The 19,933-nt window shown below is 60.4% G+C and carries 20 protein-coding genes; 9 read left to right on the top strand and 11 right to left on the bottom strand.

Annotated features, from left to right (window positions below; translation table 11 throughout):
* Positions 1-29 precede the first annotated feature (29 nt).
* Positions 30-1,277 (bottom strand): efflux RND transporter periplasmic adaptor subunit, encoded by a 1,248-nt coding sequence (locus JAO77_RS09915; protein ID WP_198990192.1) that lies wholly within the window; start codon positions 1,275-1,277, stop codon positions 30-32.
* 335 nt (positions 1,278-1,612) lie between these two features.
* Here JAO77_RS09915 and JAO77_RS09910 point away from each other — a divergent pair, with 335 nt between their 5' ends.
* The gene (locus JAO77_RS09910) at positions 1,613-2,068 is read left to right on the top strand and encodes a hypothetical protein (RefSeq protein ID WP_198990191.1); all 456 of its coding nucleotides are present in this window, start codon (positions 1,613-1,615) and stop codon (positions 2,066-2,068) included.
* Here JAO77_RS09910 and JAO77_RS09905 read toward each other — a convergent pair.
* Both JAO77_RS09905 and JAO77_RS09900 read right to left on the bottom strand, forming a co-directional pair.
* Entirely contained in the window at positions 2,065-2,703 is a 639-nt protein-coding gene (locus tag JAO77_RS09905) for a sugar transferase (protein ID WP_370550011.1), read from the bottom strand. The two genes, JAO77_RS09910 and JAO77_RS09905, sit on opposite strands and share 4 nt — an antisense overlap.
* Positions 2,675-3,466: a TauD/TfdA family dioxygenase gene (locus JAO77_RS09900; protein ID WP_198990190.1), complete on the bottom strand. Its 792-nt coding sequence runs from the start codon at positions 3,464-3,466 to the stop codon at positions 2,675-2,677. Before JAO77_RS09900 ends, JAO77_RS09905 begins: the two co-directional genes overlap by 29 nt.
* A gap of 78 nt (positions 3,467-3,544) precedes the next feature.
* Between JAO77_RS09900 and ispE the strand changes: the two genes are divergently transcribed.
* A complete protein-coding gene (gene ispE, locus JAO77_RS09895; RefSeq protein ID WP_198990189.1) occupies positions 3,545-4,372 on the top strand; it encodes a 4-(cytidine 5'-diphospho)-2-C-methyl-D-erythritol kinase in 828 nt (275 codons plus the stop codon).
* Positions 4,373-4,410: 38 nt separating this feature from the next.
* Here ispE and JAO77_RS09890 read toward each other — a convergent pair whose 3' ends face one another.
* From JAO77_RS09890 to tgt, 4 genes are all read right to left on the bottom strand, one after another.
* Positions 4,411-5,340, bottom strand: a complete 930-nt coding sequence (locus JAO77_RS09890) for a DMT family transporter (RefSeq protein ID WP_198990188.1) — start codon at positions 5,338-5,340, stop codon at positions 4,411-4,413.
* A gap of 104 nt (positions 5,341-5,444) precedes the next feature.
* Positions 5,445-6,524: an LptF/LptG family permease gene (locus tag JAO77_RS09885; RefSeq protein WP_198990187.1), complete on the bottom strand. Its 1,080-nt coding sequence runs from the start codon at positions 6,522-6,524 to the stop codon at positions 5,445-5,447.
* 99 nt (positions 6,525-6,623) lie between these two features.
* The gene (locus JAO77_RS09880; RefSeq protein ID WP_235998339.1) at positions 6,624-7,115 is read right to left on the bottom strand and encodes a GxxExxY protein; all 492 of its coding nucleotides are present in this window, start codon (positions 7,113-7,115) and stop codon (positions 6,624-6,626) included.
* An 82-nt stretch (positions 7,116-7,197) separates the two neighbouring features.
* Complete coding sequence (tgt, locus tag JAO77_RS09875) at positions 7,198-8,328, bottom strand: tRNA guanosine(34) transglycosylase Tgt (RefSeq protein ID WP_198990186.1); 1,131 nt, start codon at positions 8,326-8,328, stop codon at positions 7,198-7,200.
* Positions 8,329-8,504: 176 nt separating this feature from the next.
* Between tgt and JAO77_RS09870 the strand changes: the two genes are divergently transcribed.
* From JAO77_RS09870 to rsmG, 3 genes are all read left to right on the top strand, one after another.
* The gene (locus tag JAO77_RS09870) at positions 8,505-9,662 is read left to right on the top strand and encodes a glycosyltransferase (protein ID WP_198990185.1); all 1,158 of its coding nucleotides are present in this window, start codon (positions 8,505-8,507) and stop codon (positions 9,660-9,662) included.
* Complete coding sequence (locus JAO77_RS09865) at positions 9,653-10,276, top strand: RNA polymerase sigma factor (protein ID WP_144852004.1); 624 nt, start codon at positions 9,653-9,655, stop codon at positions 10,274-10,276. Before JAO77_RS09870 ends, JAO77_RS09865 begins: the two co-directional genes overlap by 10 nt.
* A 151-nt stretch (positions 10,277-10,427) precedes the next feature.
* Positions 10,428-11,042 carry a 16S rRNA (guanine(527)-N(7))-methyltransferase RsmG gene (gene rsmG / locus JAO77_RS09860; RefSeq protein WP_198990184.1) on the top strand — a complete coding sequence of 205 codons (615 nt, stop codon included), beginning with the start codon at positions 10,428-10,430 and terminating at the stop codon, positions 11,040-11,042.
* A 12-nt stretch (positions 11,043-11,054) separates the two neighbouring features.
* Here the strand turns inward: rsmG and JAO77_RS09855 are convergent, their stop codons facing one another.
* The 3 genes from JAO77_RS09855 to JAO77_RS09845 form a co-directional block, all read right to left on the bottom strand.
* Complete coding sequence (locus tag JAO77_RS09855; RefSeq protein WP_198990183.1) at positions 11,055-11,870, bottom strand: mechanosensitive ion channel family protein; 816 nt, start codon at positions 11,868-11,870, stop codon at positions 11,055-11,057.
* Between the two features lie 109 nt (positions 11,871-11,979).
* Positions 11,980-13,416 (bottom strand): hypothetical protein, encoded by a 1,437-nt coding sequence (locus JAO77_RS09850; protein ID WP_198990182.1) that lies wholly within the window; start codon positions 13,414-13,416, stop codon positions 11,980-11,982.
* A complete protein-coding gene (locus tag JAO77_RS09845) occupies positions 13,413-15,395 on the bottom strand; it encodes a peptidylprolyl isomerase (protein WP_198990181.1) in 1,983 nt (660 codons plus the stop codon). The genes JAO77_RS09850 and JAO77_RS09845 overlap by 4 nt, the downstream gene beginning before the upstream one ends.
* 153 nt (positions 15,396-15,548) lie before the next feature.
* Between JAO77_RS09845 and JAO77_RS09840 the strand changes: the two genes are divergently transcribed.
* Both JAO77_RS09840 and JAO77_RS09835 read left to right on the top strand, forming a co-directional pair.
* Positions 15,549-16,772, top strand: a complete 1,224-nt coding sequence (locus JAO77_RS09840) for an S-adenosylmethionine:tRNA ribosyltransferase-isomerase (RefSeq protein WP_198990180.1) — start codon at positions 15,549-15,551, stop codon at positions 16,770-16,772.
* Between the two features lie 131 nt (positions 16,773-16,903).
* The gene (locus JAO77_RS09835; RefSeq protein WP_198990179.1) at positions 16,904-17,209 is read left to right on the top strand and encodes a hypothetical protein; all 306 of its coding nucleotides are present in this window, start codon (positions 16,904-16,906) and stop codon (positions 17,207-17,209) included.
* A 149-nt stretch (positions 17,210-17,358) separates the two neighbouring features.
* On the opposite strand, the gene JAO77_RS09830 is transcribed toward JAO77_RS09835, so the two are convergent.
* Complete coding sequence (locus JAO77_RS09830; protein WP_198990178.1) at positions 17,359-17,595, bottom strand: hypothetical protein; 237 nt, start codon at positions 17,593-17,595, stop codon at positions 17,359-17,361.
* Positions 17,596-17,832: 237 nt separating this feature from the next.
* Between JAO77_RS09830 and JAO77_RS09825 the strand changes: the two genes are divergently transcribed.
* Positions 17,833-19,149: an ammonium transporter gene (locus JAO77_RS09825; protein ID WP_198990177.1), complete on the top strand. Its 1,317-nt coding sequence runs from the start codon at positions 17,833-17,835 to the stop codon at positions 19,147-19,149.
* 47 nt (positions 19,150-19,196) lie between these two features.
* On the top strand, positions 19,197-19,892 hold the full coding sequence (locus JAO77_RS09820) for an acetyltransferase (RefSeq protein WP_198990176.1): 696 nt from the start codon (positions 19,197-19,199) through the stop codon (positions 19,890-19,892).
* The last annotated feature ends 41 nt before the right edge of the window (positions 19,893-19,933 follow it).

The raw sequence follows: 19,933 nt of genomic DNA, 5'->3' as shown, positions 1-19,933 counted from the left end.
AGGGGTCTCGTGGGGTCTCACGCTATCACTCACTCCACCTGCAGCGCTGGCGTGTCCAGGTGGTTCTTCATCTCCGATACTATTACCTCCTCCCCTACTGCCAGGCCACTCAGCACCTGCACATAGTCGGTGTTGCTGTCGCCGAAGCGTGCTACCCGGCGCACGGCCCGGCCGCCACTCAGCACAAACACTGGCTGCTCTTGTCCGCCCTGGTAGAAGGGGCCATTCTTGAGGCGCGGCACGGCGCGGTGGGCGCGGGTTATCACGAAGACATCAGCCCGCAGATTGGCCCGCAGGCCGGGGTGATGGTCGTTGGCGAGGGTAGCGTAGAAAGTCACCGTGCCTTTGTCCACGGCGGGGCTGATGCTGGCTACCGTGCCGCGCAGGTCGGTGCCGGGACCTAGGCGCACTAGCACGGCGTCGCCGGGGTGCAGTTGGTCGGCGTAGGTATCGGCCAGGGTGGCGCGCACCCGGTAGCGGCTGAGGTCGGCCACGCGGGCCAGCGCATCGCCGGCCTGCACGGTAGCGCCTAGGTTGTCGTTTACCCACGTCAGCACGCCAGGCTGCGGGCTGCTGATGTCGGCTTGGCGCAGCTTGCCAGCTTGCTCCGCAATACTTCGCTGCTGCATTGACACCGTAAAGCTCAGCTCGCGGCGGTCGGCGGCGCTGGCTTGGCGCTGGTTGGCCAGCTGGTGGCGCAGGCGCTCGGCTTCGAGGCGGGCGGTGCGCAGGTTTAGTTCGGCCTGGCGCACGGCCTCGGCGGTGCCGCCCCCAATGCCGAGCAAGTGCTGCTCATCGCGCAGAGCCGATTGCAAGCTGCTTACTTTCAGGTCTTGCGCCTGCTGCTGGGCTTGCAGGTCGGTGAGGCTGCGCGCCAGCGAGAGCTGGAGCTGGGCATTCTTATTTTGATTGCGCAGCTGCTCGTCGTCGAGCTTGGCCAGGGCCGAGGCGGCGAGGTCTTTGTCGAGTTCCACGATGGTTTGGCCGGGCTGCACTCGCGCGCCCACCGCCAGCGCCACCCGCCGAATGGTGCTCTGAATGGGACTCACTAGCACTGCCTCGCGGGCCGGAATAACGGTGCCCGCCGCCGTGAGCGTCGCGTCCACGTCGCCCGTTTCGACGCGGGCCGTGAGGATGTCGGCCCGGCGCAGGCTGGGTTGCAGCACTGCACGCAAGCCCAGCGCCGCGGCCAGCGCGGCTGCCAGGGCACCTAGGCCAAGCAGCCAGGTGCGTAGTTGGCGGCGGCGCTGGGTGGTGGTCGAAATAGCTCTGTCCATAATCGGGCAAGTAGGTAGCGGGTTGCTACTTACTAAGCCAAGCGCCATGCCAGACGCATAATTCACTCACATTAAATAACTTGCATCAATACCGTTTATTTTATTTAGCTGCACCTGTGTCCAGTAGTGGGCGATGTGTCCAGTAATGGACAGTGGTGCTGCTATCTCACCTTGCATCTGCCTTAATGCTAGTGGAGCGTTATATAAATATTTACCAGCTTTCAAACACATAACTTTGTACATCAGTACTATAATTTTGTTATTAACCAGCTTATCTGACGATTAGTAGTATTGAGTGCCTTATCTTCGTGGCGGGCGCTAGTGCCCTGTTCGTTGTGATTATTCGCCACATCCCTAACTTCTGTCTTCAGCACGACGCAGCTTTTCACGTGATGCTACTGGAATGGGTATCCTTGAGCGATTCGCGCCTGTTCCGCACAAGCGCGCAGCAAGTGCTGGCGCTGCTGCAGCAACTAGAAGTGCGCCATTTGCTGCTTGACATGAACACCGTTCCAGATTTGCCACTAGCCGACCAAGAGTGGCTGGGCACCCACTGGATGCCGGGCCTAGTGGCGCTAGCTCTCGAGCGGCTTGTGCTGATTATTGACAGCCACCGCGTGCACAATCAGCTGGCCATCGACGCCCTCCACGACTTGGTACAGCCAGCCATCCGCTTCAGCTCGCACTACTTTGCCGACGTAGCCTCGGCCCTCGACTGGCTCACCGATGGCTCAGCGCGGCTGCCGGCGCTGGCCGCCGAGTGGGCCGCCCGCTACCAGGTACCCGCCTAGGTAGGCCCCACACCCTGGCTACCCCGGAAGGCGGGCATGGTGGCCTCGCCCGCTGCTACAACGCCCCGCCGCCCCAGCACCCGCCCGGCCGTGCGCCACAAAATGCGTAAGTCGAGCCCTAGGCTGCGGTGCTCGACGTACCACGCATCATAGGCAAATTTTTCTTCCCACGAGATAGCGTTGCGCCCGTTTACCTGCGCCCAGCCCGTGATGCCGGGGCGTACCGTGAAGCGCACTTTTTGGGCCGCCGAGTACAGGGGCAAGTATTCATGAATGAACGGCCGCGGGCCGACCAAGCTCAGGTCGCCGCGCAGCACGTTCCAGAGTTGGGGCAGCTCATCGAGGCTGGTGCGCCGCAGCCAGCTACCTAGGGCGGTAAGGCGCTGGGCGTCGGGCAAAAGCTCGCCGGCCGCGTCGCGCTGCTGGGTCATGGTGCAGAATTTCAGCAGCTGAAACGGCCGCTCGCGGTAGCCCGTGCGCCACTGCCTGAATAGCACCGGGCGCAACCCGCCCAGCCAGGCGCCACCCGCCACCAGCAGCAGCACCGGCAGCAGCAGCACTAGGCCCAGCGCAGCCGCCCCTAGGTCGAGCGCACGCTTGATGGCCTCATACATCGGCCGCAAGCCGGAAGCCACTTTTCAGCAAAAATCGGTCGTTGGTAGCCACGGCCCGGAAGGCGCGGCGGCCGTGCAGCACCTGGTCATCCCACCACGCTACGGCCTCGCCGGGCGCTAGCTGAATGGCCACTTCAGCGGCGGTATCGTTGATATGCGTCAAGAGGAACTCTCGAAACTGCTGCGCCAGCGCGTGGTTTTCGGTGGTTTCGGCGGGGTCTACGCAGTGGTAGTTCCAGTTGAGGCGCAGGCCAGCGGGCGTCTGCGCAATGATGGGCAGCGTGCGCGAATCGCCGGCTTTGGCGAAGCACACAGGGCGGCCTAGCAGTTGCGCTGCCAAGGTGGGCACGTGCAGTTGCAGCTGCTGCCACAACACATCGGCATCTACAAAAGTGGTTTCGCCGCCGGCGGGGGCCTGCACTAGGCAATGCATAAACATGACATCGGCCGGCTCGCTGAGGTACGACTCGTCGGTGTGCAGGGGCTGGGCGTTTTTGCTGAAGCGGTAGGCCGCATCGTCAGGGATGGCGGCGTCGTAGCGCACCTCTATCCACTTTTCGCCGGTGCGCACGCTACCTAGGGCGTAGTTTTCGTCGAGGTGCAGGCATTGGCCGGTAGCCTCGGTGAGGGCGTCGTAAAACGCCGGCCAGTCGGCCGCGGGCCGGGCGGCGGCCAGGCCTTGCAGGTGCACTACTTTTGCCGCGCCTAGGGTGGCGCGCAGCGCGGCGGCTACTTCGGCCACCGGCTGGCCGGGCATTATCGAAAGCGTAGAAATAAACGACATAGCAGGCGGGCCAGCGCCGGGTCAGGAGCATACGCTACGCTCCGGCCCAGGCTTCGCCCCTCAAATTTACCATTGCCCGTGCTCACCTTCCCCAATGCCAAGCTCAACCTAGGTCTGTACGTGACGGCCAAGCGGCCCGATGGCTACCACGCCCTCGAAACCGTATTTCTGCCCCTGCCCTGGACCGATGTGCTCGAAGTGCTGCCCGCCCCCAAGGGCCAGGCCGGCACCAGCCTCACGCTCACGGGCCGGCCCATTCCGGGCGAGGCAGCTACCAACTTGTGCGTCAAGGCCTACGAGCTGCTTAAAGCAGATTTCCCAGAATTACCTTTTGCCCAATTGCATCTGCACAAGCTAGTGCCCATAGGCGCGGGCCTAGGCGGTGGCTCGGCCGATGCGGCGTTTGCGCTGCGCGCGCTAGCTGATGTGTTTGGGCTAAATCTCAGCGTGACTCAACTCGAAAACTACGCCCGCCGCCTAGGTGCCGACTGCGCGTTTTTTATTCAGAACAAGCCCTGCCTGGCGTTGGAGAGAGGCGACGTGTTTGAGCCCCTAGCCCTCGACCTACGCGGCACGCCCTGCGTGGTGGTGTACCCGGGCCTGCACATCAGCACGGCGCAGGCCTTTGCGGGCATCGTGCCACAGGCACCTAAGGTACCTCTGCGCGAGGCCCTAGGTCTGCCAATAAGCACTTGGCGCGACACGGTCAGCAATGATTTCGAGGCGTCGCTGGCGCCGACCTACCCGGTGCTGGCCGACATCAAAGCGCAGCTCTACGCCGCGGGCGCAGCCTACGCTAGCCTTTCGGGCTCGGGCTCGGCGGTGTATGGGCTATTTCCGGGCGCGGCGGAGGCGCCCGCATTGCCTTGGCCGAGCGAGTATTTGGTGTGGCGCGGGCTGCTGTAAAAGCTGATAGCTCAAGCTATCCGGCGCACCTACGTCTCTTAAGCGATGGCTTCAGCAGCCTGCTTGCGCAAGCGGCGCTGGTTCCGCTGGTCGAGCACGGGGTGCACCAGCACGCTGGCCAGAATTAAAATGGTACCTAGGTAAAAGCCGCCCGACATTTTCTCTTGCCCAAAGCCCGGCACGCCCAGCACAAACATGATTTGGGCGAGCACGATGCCGTAGACCGGCTCTAGGTTGATGGTCAGGTTCACGACAAAAGCCGAGATTCGCTTCATCAGCTCGACCGAAGAAGAGAAGGCATACACCGTGCACACGCCCGCCAGCAGTAGCAGCCACAGCCAGTCGAGGCCGTGCAGCGCCAGGTGCAGGCCCTGCCCCTGAGTGAAGTAGCGGCTGTAAACCGGGAAGAATAATGCGATGCTCAGGCAAGCGCCGGCCATCTCGTAGAAAGTGAGCCGGACTGGCGCGTGGCGCTTGACCAGCTGCGAATTGAGCACACTGAACAGTGCCGACAATCCTGCCGACGCCACCGCCACCAGCAAGCCGGTGAGCTGCGTAAACTCGGCCTGCGAAATGAGGTACAGCCCCACCATCGCCAGCAGCCCTAGGCCCACCTCGTAGGGGCGCACGCGGCGCCACAGCAGCAGGGGCTCGAGCAGCGAGGTCCACAACGCCAACGTGGCCAGGCCCGCCAGGCACACGCTCACTGAGGAAAGGCGCGCGGCCAGGAAAAAGGTAATCCAGTGCGCCGCCACCAGCGCGCCCACGCCCAGCAATTTCAAGGCCTCGGCCGGCGCCACGCGCCAGCCCGTGCGCCGCACTACCAGCAGCCCCGCCAACCCAATGGTGGCCAAGGCTGTACGCCAGAATACCAGCTCGACGGGCGGCACGGTCAGCAGCTTGCCCAGGATGGCCGTGAAGCCCCAGAGCAAGACGATAAAATGGAGCTTAAGGTAGTCTTTTAACATAGTGCTTAGTGCCTAGTACTTGGTGCTTAGGTTGGTATACACAGACTTACCTGTACACTACACATAGAACCCAAGCACCAAGCACTATGCACGAGGCATCAAAACTACTTTGGTACAAAGCGATAGAGCACCAGCCCAATAGCCGAAAACACCATGCCCGGAAACCAGGCCGCTAGCAGCGGTGGCATGCTGCCTACCTGCGCCAGGTTGCGACTCAGCATCACGAAGATGATAAAAATGAATGCTAGCACGAAGCCCAGCGCAATTTGCCCGCCTACGCCGCCGCGGCTCTTGCGAGCGCTCAAAACCACGCCGATGAAGGTGAGAATGAGAATATCAAACGGGTAAGCATAGCGCTCAAACTTCACGCTCAAGTACTGGTCAGTGTCGTCGGCGCCGCGTAATATTTTATTATCAATCAGCGCGTCTAGCTCGGGCGAGGTCAGGGTTTCGGCAAGGCGGTAGGTGTTGGCGAAGTCCTTCGGGTAGAGGTTCAGCGTGGTGTCGCGGGCCGGGATGGTTTGCAGCGCTTCGTCTTGGTTGCCCCGAAACGAGCGCACCAGCTGCTGCGACATTTTCCAGACGTGCTTAGTGCTGTCCCAGCTTAGGTTGTCGGCCGTCATGCGGCGGCGCAGCACGGTGCCGTCGATGGTTTCGAGCGCAAAGTGGTAGCCCGTGTTGCTGCTGCTACTATAGCTTTCGAGGTACACGTAGCTTTTGGGCCCGATTTTCATGTGCACGTTGCGCCCTTCAAAGCGCCAGGGCTCTTTCACGTGCAGCGACTCGAACAACACTATCTCTTTAGTAGCCTTCGGAATAACCCAGCCCACCAGCCCAAACGTGAGCGCCCCGATAATGGTGGCCCCCATGAGGTAGGGCACCAGCAGGCGCCCAAAGCTCATGCCGCTCGCCAGCATGGCCACTATCTCGGTGCGCGCCGCCAGCTTCGCCGTCACAAATACCACCGCCAGGAAGATAGTAATCGGCGAGAGCAGGTTGGCGAAATACGGAAACAGGTAGATGTAATAGTGCGTGAAAACGTGCCCAAACGACAGGTTGTGGTGAATAAAGTCGTCGTTTTTCTCGGTGTAGTCAATCACGCAAATCACCGACACCAGCATTACCACCGTGAAGAAAAACGCGGTGAGAAACTTGACGATGATGTATTTATCGAGCAATTTCATAAATCGCAGATTATAGCGGATTTAACGGATTTCGCAGATGACGCCCGCCTACGGCGGGCTGATTAGGTGGGGCTTAGGCGGAACGTATGCGGGAGCGGCTTAGGTATGGAAAGTAGACTTGATGAAGCGGCGGTATTGCAGAGAGGCCCCACCGAAGTTTAGGAGCAGGCCCACATGCAGGCAGTAGGCTTCTAGGTAATTAATGACTTGAGCAAAATGAATATCTGCGAGGTCGGTTGTTGCTTTTAATTCTAGCAAAATGGGCTTTTCAGGCTGCGGGCCTTCTACCATAAAGTCGACTCGGCGGCTGCCAATTTGCTGCCCCCGGAAGTAGATGGGCGTTTCGACCTCGCGCTGCGCTTGCATCCCTTCTCGCTCCAACTCGATAGCCAGCGCTCGCTGATAAATTATCTCTGGAAAGCCCGCACCCAAGATGCTGTGCACCCGCATGGCGCAGCCAATAGCCCGGTGCGTAAAAGGTGTGTAAGCTGCCAAGTCTACCCCGTAGGCAGCGCCCGGCTCCTCCACCCTAACGCTTACGAACTGGTCCGCATACACCCAATCCTCAAAAACCGCATCCATAATATCCATCTGCAACACTTATAAAAGCATAGCCAGCCCGCCGTAGGCGGGCGTCATCTGCGAAATCCGTTAAATCCGCTATAATCTGCGGTTATAGGCGTTGCATCAGTTTCTCCACCATGCCCGGCTTCCACGCTGCAAACGTGCCGGCCACGATTTGCTTGCGTGCTTCCTTCACCAGCCACAGATAAAAAGTGAGGTTATGCGCCGAAGCAATTTGCGCGCCGAGCATTTCCTTGGCCTGGAACAAGTGGCGCATATACGCCTTGGTGTAAAACGTGCTGGCGTGGCCACCTAAGGTTTCGTCAATGGGTGAGAAGTCCATCTCCCACTTCTTATTGGTCACGTTAATAATGCCTTGGGTTGTGAAGAGCATGCCATTGCGGGCATTGCGGGTTGGCATTACGCAGTCGAACATATCGACCCCTAGGGCAATGTTTTCGAGGATATTGGCTGGCGTGCCCACACCCATGAGGTAGCGCGGCTTATCGTGGGGTAAGATGTCGCAAACCAGCTCGGTCATCTCATACATCAGCTCGGCCGGTTCTCCCACGCTCAGGCCGCCGATAGCGTTGCCGGCGCGGCCCTGCTCGGCGATGAACTCGGCCGACTGCTTACGCAGGTCCTTGAAGGTGCTGCCCTGTACGATGGGGAAGAGATTTTGCTCGTAGCCGTAGAGCGGCTCGGTGGTGTCGAGGCGCTGGATGCAGCGCTTGAGCCAGCGATGCGTCATGTCCAGAGAGCGGCGAGCGTAGTCATACTCGCAGGGCCAGGGCGTGCACTCGTCGAAGGCCATGATGATGTCGGCCCCGATGCGGCGCTGGATGTCCATCACGCCCTCGGGCGAAAACAAGTGCTTGCTCCCGTCGATGTGCGAGCGAAAGGTGACACCCTCTTCCTTAATCTTGCGGGTACCGCTCAGCGAAAATACTTGGTAGCCACCACTATCAGTTAGGATGGGCCGGTCCCAGCCGTTGAATTTGTGCAGGCCACCCGCCGCTTGCAGCACATCGAGGCCTGGGCGCAGGTAGAGGTGGTAGGTGTTACCTAGGATAATCTGGGCCTGCACATCTTGCTTGAGCTCGCGCTGGCCCACGGCCTTCACGGTGCCGGCCGTGCCCACGGGCATAAAGATGGGCGTTTCGATGGTACCGTGCGCGGTCGTGAGCAGCCCGGCGCGGGCCTTGGAGCCCGGGTCTTGGGCGAGGAGGTCAAAAGTCATGGTCAAAAAAGCACTGGGCCGAAGGCCGGGCAACTGGCCGGGCGCGGCAGATAGTTCCGGCGCGGCGCTAGGCCCGCGGCACTGCTACAAAGGTACTTCGGATAGGCGGGCTGCTTATTCGGCAAGTTAAGGCCAACACTGGGCCGGCCCCGGCCGTACCTTTGCACCCTAGTACTGTGTCGTTACCCCCGCTACCCCCGCTCCCGCCGTCGCTTATCTTGTTGCCGCTGCTACTCGTGCAGCTCTGGTATTGGGCGCGGTATTTTCGGCCGTTTACGCAGCGGCCTGCCGAGGCCGAGGGCGATGAGCCAGGCCCCGACCATGAGCCGGTTTCGCTCATTCTGTGCGCCCACAACGAGCTTGACAACTTGCGCGAGCTGGTGCCCATCTTGCTCAAGCAAGAGTACCCGGCGGGTTTCGAGCTAGTACTCATCAACGACCGCAGCCACGACGAAACCGAGTTCTACGCCCAGCAACTGGCCCAGTATTATCCCGGGCGCTTTCGGCTCGTGACGGTGACGCACACGCCAGCTGGCTTTTCGCCCAAGAAGTACGCGCTTACGCTCGGCATCAAGACTGCCCGCTATGAGCGGATGCTATTTACTGACGCCGACTGCCGTCCTGTCACCTACGACTGGCTGCGCCTGATGCAGCGCGGCTTCAGCCAAAAAAACGGGGCCGACATAGTGCTCGGCTTTTCGGGCTATGTCGAAGAGCCTGGCCTACTCAACCAGCTCATTCGCTACGAAACGCTGCTCACGGCGGCGCAGTACCTAGGGCTAGCCTGGGCCGGCCGGCCCTACATGGGCGTGGGCCGCAACTTAGCCTACACCCGCCGTATTTTTCAGGCTACCAAGGGCTTCGCTAGCCATATTCGGCGCCTAAGCGGCGATGATGACCTGCTAGTGCAGGATGCCGTGGCCCTAGGTGCCCGCGTGGCAGTGGTAGTCGACCCCGCCGCCCAAACCTTGAGCGAGCCCGCCCGTACTTGGGCGGGCTGGTGGCGCCAAAAGCGGCGTCACCTCTCGGCCGGCAGCCGCTACCGGTCCCCCGACCGCTTTCGGCTCGCTATATTTATGGGCAGCAATGTCCTTTTTTACTTGCTGACGCCGGCCGTATTGGCAGTTTCACTTTCCTCCGAAAATATTATATCTTTGGGAGGATTGTGGCTGGCTCGAACATTGCTGCTACTACTGGCTTATATACCACTGGCTCGCCGCCTCGGGCAAGTGCTGCCAGCAGCTACGCTGCCCTTCGTTGATTTTCTGTACCTCGCTTTTTATTGCGCCTGGGGCTTTTCGCTCTTGGTGCGCCGCCCGCTCCAATGGAAGTAAACCCCGCTGATATTCAGAAACAGTTTTCGTCTAAAGCCCGGCATGACTTCAAACTCATCCGCGCCGCCGTGGACAACGGCGACGAAAAGGCCTATGCCGAGCTGATGCAGATTTACAAAAAGCCGGTGTTTCACGTCGTGCTCAAAATGGTGCGCAACCCCGACGACGCCGAGGACCTCACCATCGAGGCCTTCGCCAAGGCCTTCCGTAACCTGCACAAGTTTAACCCCGAGTTTGCGTTTAGCACTTGGCTGTTTCGCATCGCCACCAACAACTGCATCGACTTTATTCGCAAGAATAAAATCAAGACGATGAGCATTGACTCGGCCGTGAAAATGGGCGACGGCGACGAGATTCAGCTGGAGTTTCGCGACAACGACCTCAACCCGGCTGACACGACGATTAAGAATCAGAAAATCGAAATCATGCGCCATGTGGTGTCGCGCCTGCCCGACAAGTACCAGCGCCTCGTGAGCCTGCGCTACTTCGACGAGCTCAGCTACGAGGAAATCGCCACCGAGCTGAAAGCCCCCCTCGGCACCGTGAAAGCCCAGCTGCACCGCGCCCGCGAGCTTCTCTTCGACATGGTGAAGGACAAAAAAGAGTTTATTTAATTATTAAGCTCCTACCACTCTCCTTGCCTGTCATTGCGAGGAGGAACCACGAAGCAACCTTTCCTTTGCATGTCGCTGGCGTTTGCGAACGCTAGTTGACGCGAAGGAGAGGTTGCTTCGTCGTTTCTTCTCGCAATGACACACGTTTTTTATGTCCCTACTCACTAAATATTTTCCACAGCTCACGCCGCAGCAGCGCCAGCAGTTTGCAGAGCTCGAAAAGGAGTTTAAAGCCTGGAATGCGCAGATAAACCTCGTGGCCCGCACCGATACCGACAACCTAGTGGAACGCCACATTCTGCACTCGCTGGGCATTGCCAAGGTGGTGCAGTTTCCAGCGGGCAGCGCGGTGCTCGACGTGGGCACGGGCGGCGGGCTACCGGGTTTGCCGCTGGCCATCATGTTCCCGGAGGTGAAGTTTCACTTGGTCGATAGCATCGGCAAAAAGATTAAGGCCGTACAGTTTATGGCCGGCGCGCTGGGCCTCGCCAATGTCACGGCCACCCAAACCCGCGCCGAGCAAGTATCCGAGAAGTTCGACTTTGTGGTGAGCCGGGCCGTGGCTCGCCTGGCCGCGTTTCACCCCTGGATTATGCACAGCTATAAAAAGCACCCGGCCGCGGGCGCGGGGCTGTACTACCTCAAAGGGGGCGACCTAGGGGAGGAAATCGCCGAAAGCGGCCTCGTAGCGCAGGTTATCGACCTGAAGGATTTTTACGAGGAGGAATTTTTCGATACTAAGAAGGTGGTAGTGGTGCCGGTGTAGCACCGCCTAGGTCTACTTGCCGGGCGCGGTATCGGCCAAGGGCTTCTGCGCAAACCACTGCTGCAAGCGCTCCATGAGGTGGTTGCGCAGGTTTTCTTCCTGGCCGGGCTGCGCGTAGGCGCGGAAGGCTACCGTCATGGTGGCGCCGGGTTTGAGGGCAACGAGCACCACCTGCGGGGCGGGGGCATCGGGCACCTCATTGTCGTGGCCCAGCAGGGGCAGCACCTGCTGGCGCAGGGCGTCGAAGTCTGTGCTGCTGTCTAGCTCCAATTGGATATCGACTAGTGTTCGCTGCGGGTGGGCTTTGTTGACGATAACGCCGTTGGAGGTGGCGCCGTTGGGCAAAATGGCCGTATCGCCCTGGGGCGTGAGCAGGATGGTATTGAAAATCTGGATGGCCTGCACCGTGCCGGTGCGGCCCTGGCTCTCAATAACGTCGCCGACGGTGAAGGGCTTGAATATCAGAATCAATACCCCACCCGCGAAGTTGGCCAGCGTGCCTTGCAGCGCCAAACCTACGGCCAAGCCTGCGGCCCCCACAATGGCTACAAACGACGTGGTTTCGAAGCCCACCATGCCCGCCGCCGACATGAGCAGCAACACCTTGAGGGCGATGCTGAACATGCTGGTGAGAAACGAGCTGAGCGACACATCGAGCCGCGCCGTGGCGGCAGCCACCAGGCGGCTGCCCCAGCCGATAAGCCACCAGCCTACTATCAGCATCACGATGGCCGAGAGCAGCTTGGGCACGTAGAGCACCGCGAGGTCTTGCAAGCGCTCTAGGTAAAAACCAACTTGGTGCAGGGCGAGAAGGGAAAGGGCAGGCATAGCGACAACAGTAAGCGAAAGGCTAGTAGCAACGGCTAGCGGCCCCATCGGGTTAAGCGCAAGTGCATTACTCACTTGTTTCTAGCACCTTATGTTTCCTAGGCTTTGCTCATTGCGCTGGGTAGTAATACATAGTGTGGCCTTTGGTAATACCCCAGTGCTTGAGCAACTCGGCATTGGTGAGCGACTCGTAGGGCCGGACAATAGGCGACCACGACATAACGGTACACTCCTGGGGTAAGCGCACGACCGGCGCGCTGCCCGCCTGGGAAAGCAGGGCCAGCGCCTGGCGCTCGCGGCTGTTGTTGTTATTAGGGATGAGCCGGCGGTCAGCGTTCGTAAAAATGAACGCTACCAGTACCACGGCGGCGGCATACCACCGTACCGACTTGCCGCGCAACTGCTGTAGCAAGTAGCAGCTAGAGAGCGCATAGAAGCCAACCAACCCTAGCGTAATAGGCACAATAGAGTCGTGCCGCAGAATGAGCGGCCGGTAGTCGCGGTAGCCGCCCAGCGGCAGCAAGGCAATGTAAACCAACGCAAACCACCCTAGGTAGCGCAGCACCTGCACAATGCGCTGCCCCTCGGCTGTAGGCGGCAGCTGGCGGCGAATGAGCTGCACATTGGCCAGACAGCCCAGTACCAACAGCGGCAGCCCTAGCTTGCTCGTGAGCTCGTCCCAAATGCCTAGGGGCACCAGCTGGTAGCGCTGCCCTAGCGGCAGCGTAGCCATTAGGTTCTCGGTATTGTGCCGGCCAATGTAGAGCGAGTAGAGACACAGCGCACCTAGCCAACCCCACAGCAGCCCGGCCTGGCCGGGCAGGTTCTTGAGCCAATAGGCCGCAGGCTGCGGCCAGCGCTGGCGGACTGCATGCAGGCCTACGCCCAGCAGTAGCACCAGCACCACCCCCGCAATGATAGGCCCGCTAAAGGCTAACACTACTATTAGCAGCAGCATAGCTACTAGCTGCACGCCCCCCACGCGCAAGGGCTGCCGCTGGCCGGCCGCCCGGTATAGCGGCCACAGCAGCACCAGCAGCACCAGCAGCGGCAGGGCGTAGAAGAAGGTGTAGGTAAAGGATGTATCTACTATCGACATCTGCCCATTGTAGCCCGTCGTTTGAAAGAAAGGTGTCATTAGGGCCATTGCCAGCCACAAGCGCCAGTTGCTTAGGCGCCGACTACCAGTGGCGTACCACCCTAGCACATAAAGCAGCAGCGCCTGCACGCTCACGCTGCACAGAGCCAAGGCCATGTACACGCTGTTGATAGGAGTAGTAAAAGCCTGCAGCAAGAGCGGCGCGCGCAGGCAATACTCGCGCAGCGTGATGTGCGAGAAAAACCGATTGGGTGCCGAGTACCAGCCACCAGTAGTTAGCATCGACCAGCCAAAAGGGTCGTGCAGCACCGGCGCATAGTCGGCGCGCGGCACCACAATAGCGGCTAGGTCCCCATCAAGAATCAAGTTGCTATACTGCACATACGTGAGCACGAGGTCGGTTAATACGGCCAGCACGAGCACGGCCAGCAGCCAAGTTTTTTTCATTTCTTAGAAGGAAGAGCAGTCGCCGATGCCCCAGCGGGCAGCAGCGCGATAGTGGTGATGCGGTCGCCGATGTCGAGGCGCTGCACCACGTCGAGGCCACGCACTACCTGGGCAAAAATCGGGTAGCGGCCATCGAGGTGCGGGGTAGGTAGGTGGGTAACGAAGAACTGGCAGCTTTCTGTGTCTTTGCCAGCCGAGGCCAGTCCCACGGCGCCCGCCCCGTAGGTGAGCTGGGCCAGCTCCGAGCGCAGGGTGTAGGGCGTGCTGCCCGAGCCATCGCCGCGCGGGTCGCCGCCCTGCACCATGAAGTTGGGCACCACCCGGTGGAAATACAGCCCGTCGTAGAAGTGCTGCCGCACCAAGCTCACGAAGCTGGCCACCGCGCCCGGCGACTCCACTACTTTCAGTTCCAGCTCAATGGGGCCCTGCGTAGTAATCAGGCGCACACGCTGGCCCACCGGCACGCTTTGCACCACAGCCCAATCGATGGGATGCTGCCCGGCCGTGCCCCGCGGAATTGGCGTGGGAGTTGCCACTTTTTCAAGCTTATCTAGAGCTTGCTGCAGTGCTATCCAAGGCTCTATTTCGCGAGGCAGCGTTAGTTTATCACGGGCTTGGCGCAGAGCAGCCACATCTTCGGGCTGGGGCGCGGGCACCAGCTTGGGGTCGGCCATTGCCTCGGCGGCGGTACTGAGTTGTGCCTCGTCGCCACCGGCCAGCGCCCGCCGTAGCGCCGCCGTAAAATCGGCTTGGCGAGTAGTAGGGAATCTTTTATTGGCGCGCATTGCTACCAGGGTACCTAGGGCAGTGCCGGGCACTACGGGCGGGCCAGTAGTCAAGGCTGCCTCCTTCGCTACGAAGTCAAACTGCGCCGGGTCCTCCCCTAGGGCTGTAAGAAGGGCCGCTTTTTCGTATTGGTTGGGCGTGCGCTCGTAGCGGCGGCGAATGGTGTCGGCGATGACTGGGCGCTGAGTGGCGGGCACGTGTCGAAGAACAGCTTGCAGCAACGTGGCGCGGGCGCGGAAGTGACGAACACCTACTAAATAAGATAGATAATCAGCCCCCGCTTTGACTGTATCGAAAGGCACTTTTAGCATCCCTTCTGCACCAGTCAGGCTCTCCTGTGCCAAAGGCCGCCGCAAAGCCTGTCGCATTACAACCAAGGGAGTAAGGCTATTGCCTACCAAGGAGCTATTAGCTACGGGCAATGCCCGCAGTGCCGCAATGCGTACCCGGTGGTCGGCATCGGTGGTGGACGCTTTCGCTAAGGCTGCATACGCTACCGGCCGCGCCACCCTACCTAGAGCCGTGGCACAGTTGGCACGCACGAAATAATTCGGGTCCGAACTCAATCCTTTCAGCAGCGTCGGCAGCGCCACTCGCACTAGTGTAGAGTCTTGGCCTCGCATACGCGTGAGCGCTGCCGAAGCACCCGTACGGGCCGCCAGCACTTGGTTTTTCTGACCTAGAAGCTTGGTAGCTTGGCTCACCGCCTCAGCCGGGGCCAAGCCGCGCAGGGCGGCCCGATACAAGCCCCAGGCACGACCGGGCGCGGCAGCACTATCCGTGCCGGGCACCTTGATGATCCACAACTGACTGACCGAGTGCTTGGTCACGCAGCGTCCCAAAGCCTCGTAGGTAGCGCGGCGGGCAAGGGCATTAGGCTCAGGCTGGGCTAGGCGCTGACCTAGGGCGGGCACGGCGGTGCTGTCGCCGGTTTGGCCGAGGGCGTAGGCAGCGGCACGGCGCACGGTGGGCGCGGCATCACGCAGCAGCGGCAACAGCGCGGGCACCGCCTTCGGGTCTTGCACCGACCCTAGGGCCTCTGCCGCAGCGCCGCGGTAAGTGGGGTTTTTATCGGTGAGAAAAGGCAGCAGCTCAGTCGTTCTGCGCTCGTCCTGGGCAGTGGCAATGCGCCGGCGGGTGGCGTCGGCATAGGGGTGGGCGGGCGGGGCCACTGCCTGGGCAAGCAACGGCAAACCAAGTAGAAAAAGGCAAAACGAACGCATAATGGGCACCGGATGAAGTCGCAAGTAAGACCCGAAGTTGCTGACATCGGCCCCCACACGCCGTAAAGCGTCGTGCGCCGCCCGACCTTTGTACTCATTTTCTATTCTTCCCTTACTCTTTCTATGCTTTCCCCGCAGCAGCTCCGCATTCATGATTTTCACTATGACCTGCCCGCGGCCCGCATCGCGCCCGAGCCGCTGCCCGACCGCGCCGCCAGCCGCCTGCTGGTGAGCCGGGCGGGCACCATCACCGACAAAACCTTTCGCGACCTCCCCGGCGAGCTGCCACCCCATACGCTGCTCATCTTCAACGACACCCAGGTGGTGCGGGCCCGGCTGCTGGCCAAGCGCCCCACAGGCGGCGCGGTCGAGCTATTTTGCCTCGAACCCGTAGCGCCGCACCGCGCCCTTGAGCCGGCCCTGCAGCAAACGGGCGCCGCCACGTGGCGCTGCCTCGTGGGTAATGGCCGCCGCTGGAAGGACGGTCCCGTTACGCTGGAGTTTTCGTTTGCTGGCCAGCCCGCCACGCTGTGGGCCGAGCGCCAGGCCGTAGAAGAAAGTGGTGAAAGCCTCATTGATTTTCGCTGGGAGCCAGCCTCCTTGCCTTTTGCCGAGGTGCTGCGCGCGGCTGGCCACTTGCCGCTGCCGCCCTACCTGCACCGCCCCGACACCGCCACCGATGCCGTGCGCTACCAAACCGTGTACGCCGCCCACGAGGGCGCTGTGGCTGCCCCCACGGCTGGCCTGCATTTCACCCCCGAGCTACTGCAGGAGCTAACCCAGCGCGGCACGGCCCTAGGCCAAGTAACGCTGCACGTAGGCGCCGGCACGTTTCAACCCGTGAAGGCCGAGACCATGGCCGACCACCCCATGCACGCCGAGCCTATTATTGTGCAGGCCAGCCTGCTGCGACAGCTGCTGGCGCACCGGCCCCACCCAGTTATTGCGGTGGGCACTACCAGCCTGCGCACCCTCGAAAGTCTATACTGGCTCGGGGCCGGCCTAGTGCGGCAGCCCAACCCGCCTGCGCTGGCCGTGGCGCAGTGGCAGCCCTATGAAGATGCTCCGGATGTAGCACCCGAGCAGGCCCTGCAAGCGTTGCTAGATTATCTAGAGCAGCAGGGCTCCGATACATTAGAGGCCAGCACGCGGCTGCTTATTGCGCCGGGCTACCAGTTTCGGCTGGTGCAGGGGCTGATTACCAATTTTCACCAACCCGAAAGCACGTTGCTGCTGCTAGTGAGCGCTTTGCTAGGTCCTGGCTGGCGCGCGGTGTACGACCACGCCCTGGCGCACGGCTACCGTTTCCTGAGCTACGGCGATAGCTCGCTGCTGCTGCCGGGCTAAGAAGAGGTTTGGCATGAGCTTTGAGTATTCCTAGATTAAATAGGTTTAACCTCATCTGTTAGCCCTGGACAACCCTAGGTAAAGGGCCGCGTAAAAGGCCCAAGAACTACAATTCTACCTCCCCCTCAACCATGAAAAACGCAATTCTGCTCCTCGCCGCCTGTGCTTTCACCACTGCCTCGTTTGCCCAAACTCCCGAAACGGAAGTAAAGGTGCGCGACAACGGCACGAAAAAAGTTGTTACTAAAACCGGCAAAACCAACGTAGGTCAAGCCCTTGAAAACACGGCCGACGCTGCTGGCAACGTAGCCAAAAAGGCTGGCCGTGGCATTAAGAAAGGTGCTAAAAAAGGTACCCGTGCAGTGAAGCGCACTACTCAAAAAGTAGGCAATAAGACTGTAGAGGGCACCGAGAAAATGGAAGCCAAAACCGAATAGGTTCTCGCTAATAGCCTAACAAAAAAAGCCCCGGCCTGCGCCGGGGCTTTTTTTGTGGGGTTAGACTACGCTTATCTCACAAGCTCAACTTGTGTAGTTGAGGCATTTCTTCGCACGGAGCCGAGACCACCTAGAAAGCAAAAGCCCGTCTACTGCGCCGCAGGTTTCTCCTTTAGCTGGTATAGCACGCTTTCGCTTACGCCATTGCCAAACAAGCTCAGGCCCGCATTGAAAACAACGAGGGCAAGCGTGCCTGCACTCACCCATTTCTTAGTAGGAGCTCCTTTTTCCTTCAGGCCGCCGGCCCACGTAATGAGGCACGCGCCAGCTCCCACTACCAACAGCCCCGTCGGAGCCAGTACCAACCATTTTGTTTTATGAGTCATTGCTGTAGCACAGCGGTTTGGTGAGAAAAATGCGCTGTGTCTGCTAGTACCTTAAAGTATTACGTTGGGTTGCTGACATTTTTATCTAAGCTCCTCTTAAAATAACACCTAGGGCAACCATTAACTACTTAATACGCGGCACTACCATTCATAAAACAGGCTTATTTTAGATAATTACGTGTAAAAATAGAGACATCCCCTATCTTCGCGCAGGTCATTTTGATAAAACCTGCATTTATGCCGCGCAAAGTACTGTTAGCTCGTTTATCATTAGTCTTACTACTGGCACTGGCCGCAGCCGCCGCTTTTTTGCCTCACCACCACCCCGAGGCAGCGCCTAATGCCTTCCAACCAGCTGATATTGCCTGGATGCTTACGGCCTCGGGCCTGGTACTTTTTATGACGCCGGGACTGGCGTTTTTTTATGGGGGCATGGTGAGTCGGCGCAACGTTATCTCGACCATGTTGCAGAGCTTTATTGCCCTAGGTATCATTTCGGTGCTGTGGTATGTGGTAGGCTTCTCGCTAGCCTTCGGCGATGATATTGGGGGCGTGATTGGTGACCCACGCACGTTCTTCATGTTCAACAACGTGGGCACGGCGCCGCACCCGCGCCTGGGCGCGGCCATGCCACTCGTGCTGTTTGCCGCATTTCAGCTCAAGTTTGCTATTATCACGCCGGCGCTCATCAGTGGCGGCTTTGCCGAGCGCATCCGGTTTTGGGGCTACCTCATTTTCATGTGCTTGTTTAGCATCCTCATCTACTGCCCGCTGGCGCATTGGGCCTGGCACCCCGACGGCTTCCTGGCCAAATGGGGCGTGCTCGACTTTGCGGGCGGCACGGTAGTGCACATCTCAGCGGGTTTTGCGGCGCTGGCGGGGGCCATCTCCATTGGCCGGCGCCGAGTGCACCTCGATGGCCACGCCCACGTGCCTGTAAATGTGCCTTTTGTTATCTTAGGCACCGGCCTACTGTGGTTTGGCTGGTTTGGCTTCAACGCAGGCTCGGCTTTTGGGGCTAATACCACGGCGGTGCAGGCTTTCTTCACCACGCACCTCGCCTCGGCGGCAGCTATGCTCACCTGGATGCTACTAGAGTCGGCCCGGGGGCACCGGCCCTCGGCCATGGGCACGGCCATTGGGGCTGTGGTGGGGCTGGTGGCTATTACGCCGGCGGCGGGCTACGTGAGCTACGGGCCAGCGCTGGCTATTGGCATCCTGGCATCGGGGGTGAGCTTTGGGGCCGTTATCCTCAAAAACCGCACAACCCTCGACGATACCCTCGATGTATTTCCGTGCCACGGCGTGGGTGGCATCGTGGGCATGCTGGCCACGGCGCTGTTTGCACAAAAGGGCGGCTTGTTTACGGGCGGCGGGCCGGCGCTGCTGGGCTACCACCTGCTTACGCTGCTTATCGTGGGGGTCTTTACCTTTGGGGGCTCGTGGATACTTTATCAGATTACGAACCTGATTGTGCCCATCCGGGTAAATGCTGAAAACGAGGCGCATGGCCTCGATACCAGCCAGCACGGCGAAACCATCGTGGTAGCTTAGCTGCCCAGTGGCGGGGCCACTGGCGCCCCTTTCTTTTGCCAGCCGCCATGACGCAGCTATTTTTTTCTGACTACCACCCCAGCGAGCGGCCGGCTGTGGCTCCGCAGCCCCTCGTTATTTTTGGGGCGGGTGGGCTGGGGCGCGAGGTGCTGGTGCTTCTACATCAACTCAACGAGGCCGGGGCAGGCTGGGACGTGCGTGGCTTTTACGACGACCAGCCACCCGCCACGCCTACTATAGCAGGCCTCCCCTACCTAGGCACCGCCCACGACCTCAACCAAACCTCCGAGCCGCTGGCTGTGGCCGTGGCGGTGGGCAGTAGCGCCAGTCGCGCCGCGGTGGTGGCACGGCTTATGTCGCCGCAGCTCGCGTTTCCGGCGCTGGTGCACCCGCGAGTGCGGCTAGCATCGTCGCAGCGGGTAGCCCTAGGGGCGGGCTGCATTATCCAGCAGGGCTGCATACTCACGTGCGACATCACCCTAGGGCGGTTTGTATTCCTTAACCTGGGCTGCACTATCGGCCACGATGCAGTGCTGGAAGACTTTTGCTCCTTGATGCCCCACGCCAACATAAGCGGCGCGGCCCGGCTCGGCGCCGGCGTGTACCTGGGCACCAATGCTACTGTTATTCAGGGGGTGCGTGTGGGGGCGGGAACCACTGTGGGCGCCGGGGCCGTAGTTGTGCGCGAGCTGCCCGCGGGTGTCACGGCCGTGGGTGTGCCAGCCCGCCCCATTATTAAATGAGCAATAACTGCTTATCGGATGGCCTAGCGTGCGCTTGGCAC

The sequence above is a fragment of the Hymenobacter sp. BT559 genome (assembly GCF_016427535.1).
Lineage (GTDB): Bacteria > Bacteroidota > Bacteroidia > Cytophagales > Hymenobacteraceae > Hymenobacter.
This window is presented reverse-complemented; position numbering and strand designations above follow the sequence as displayed.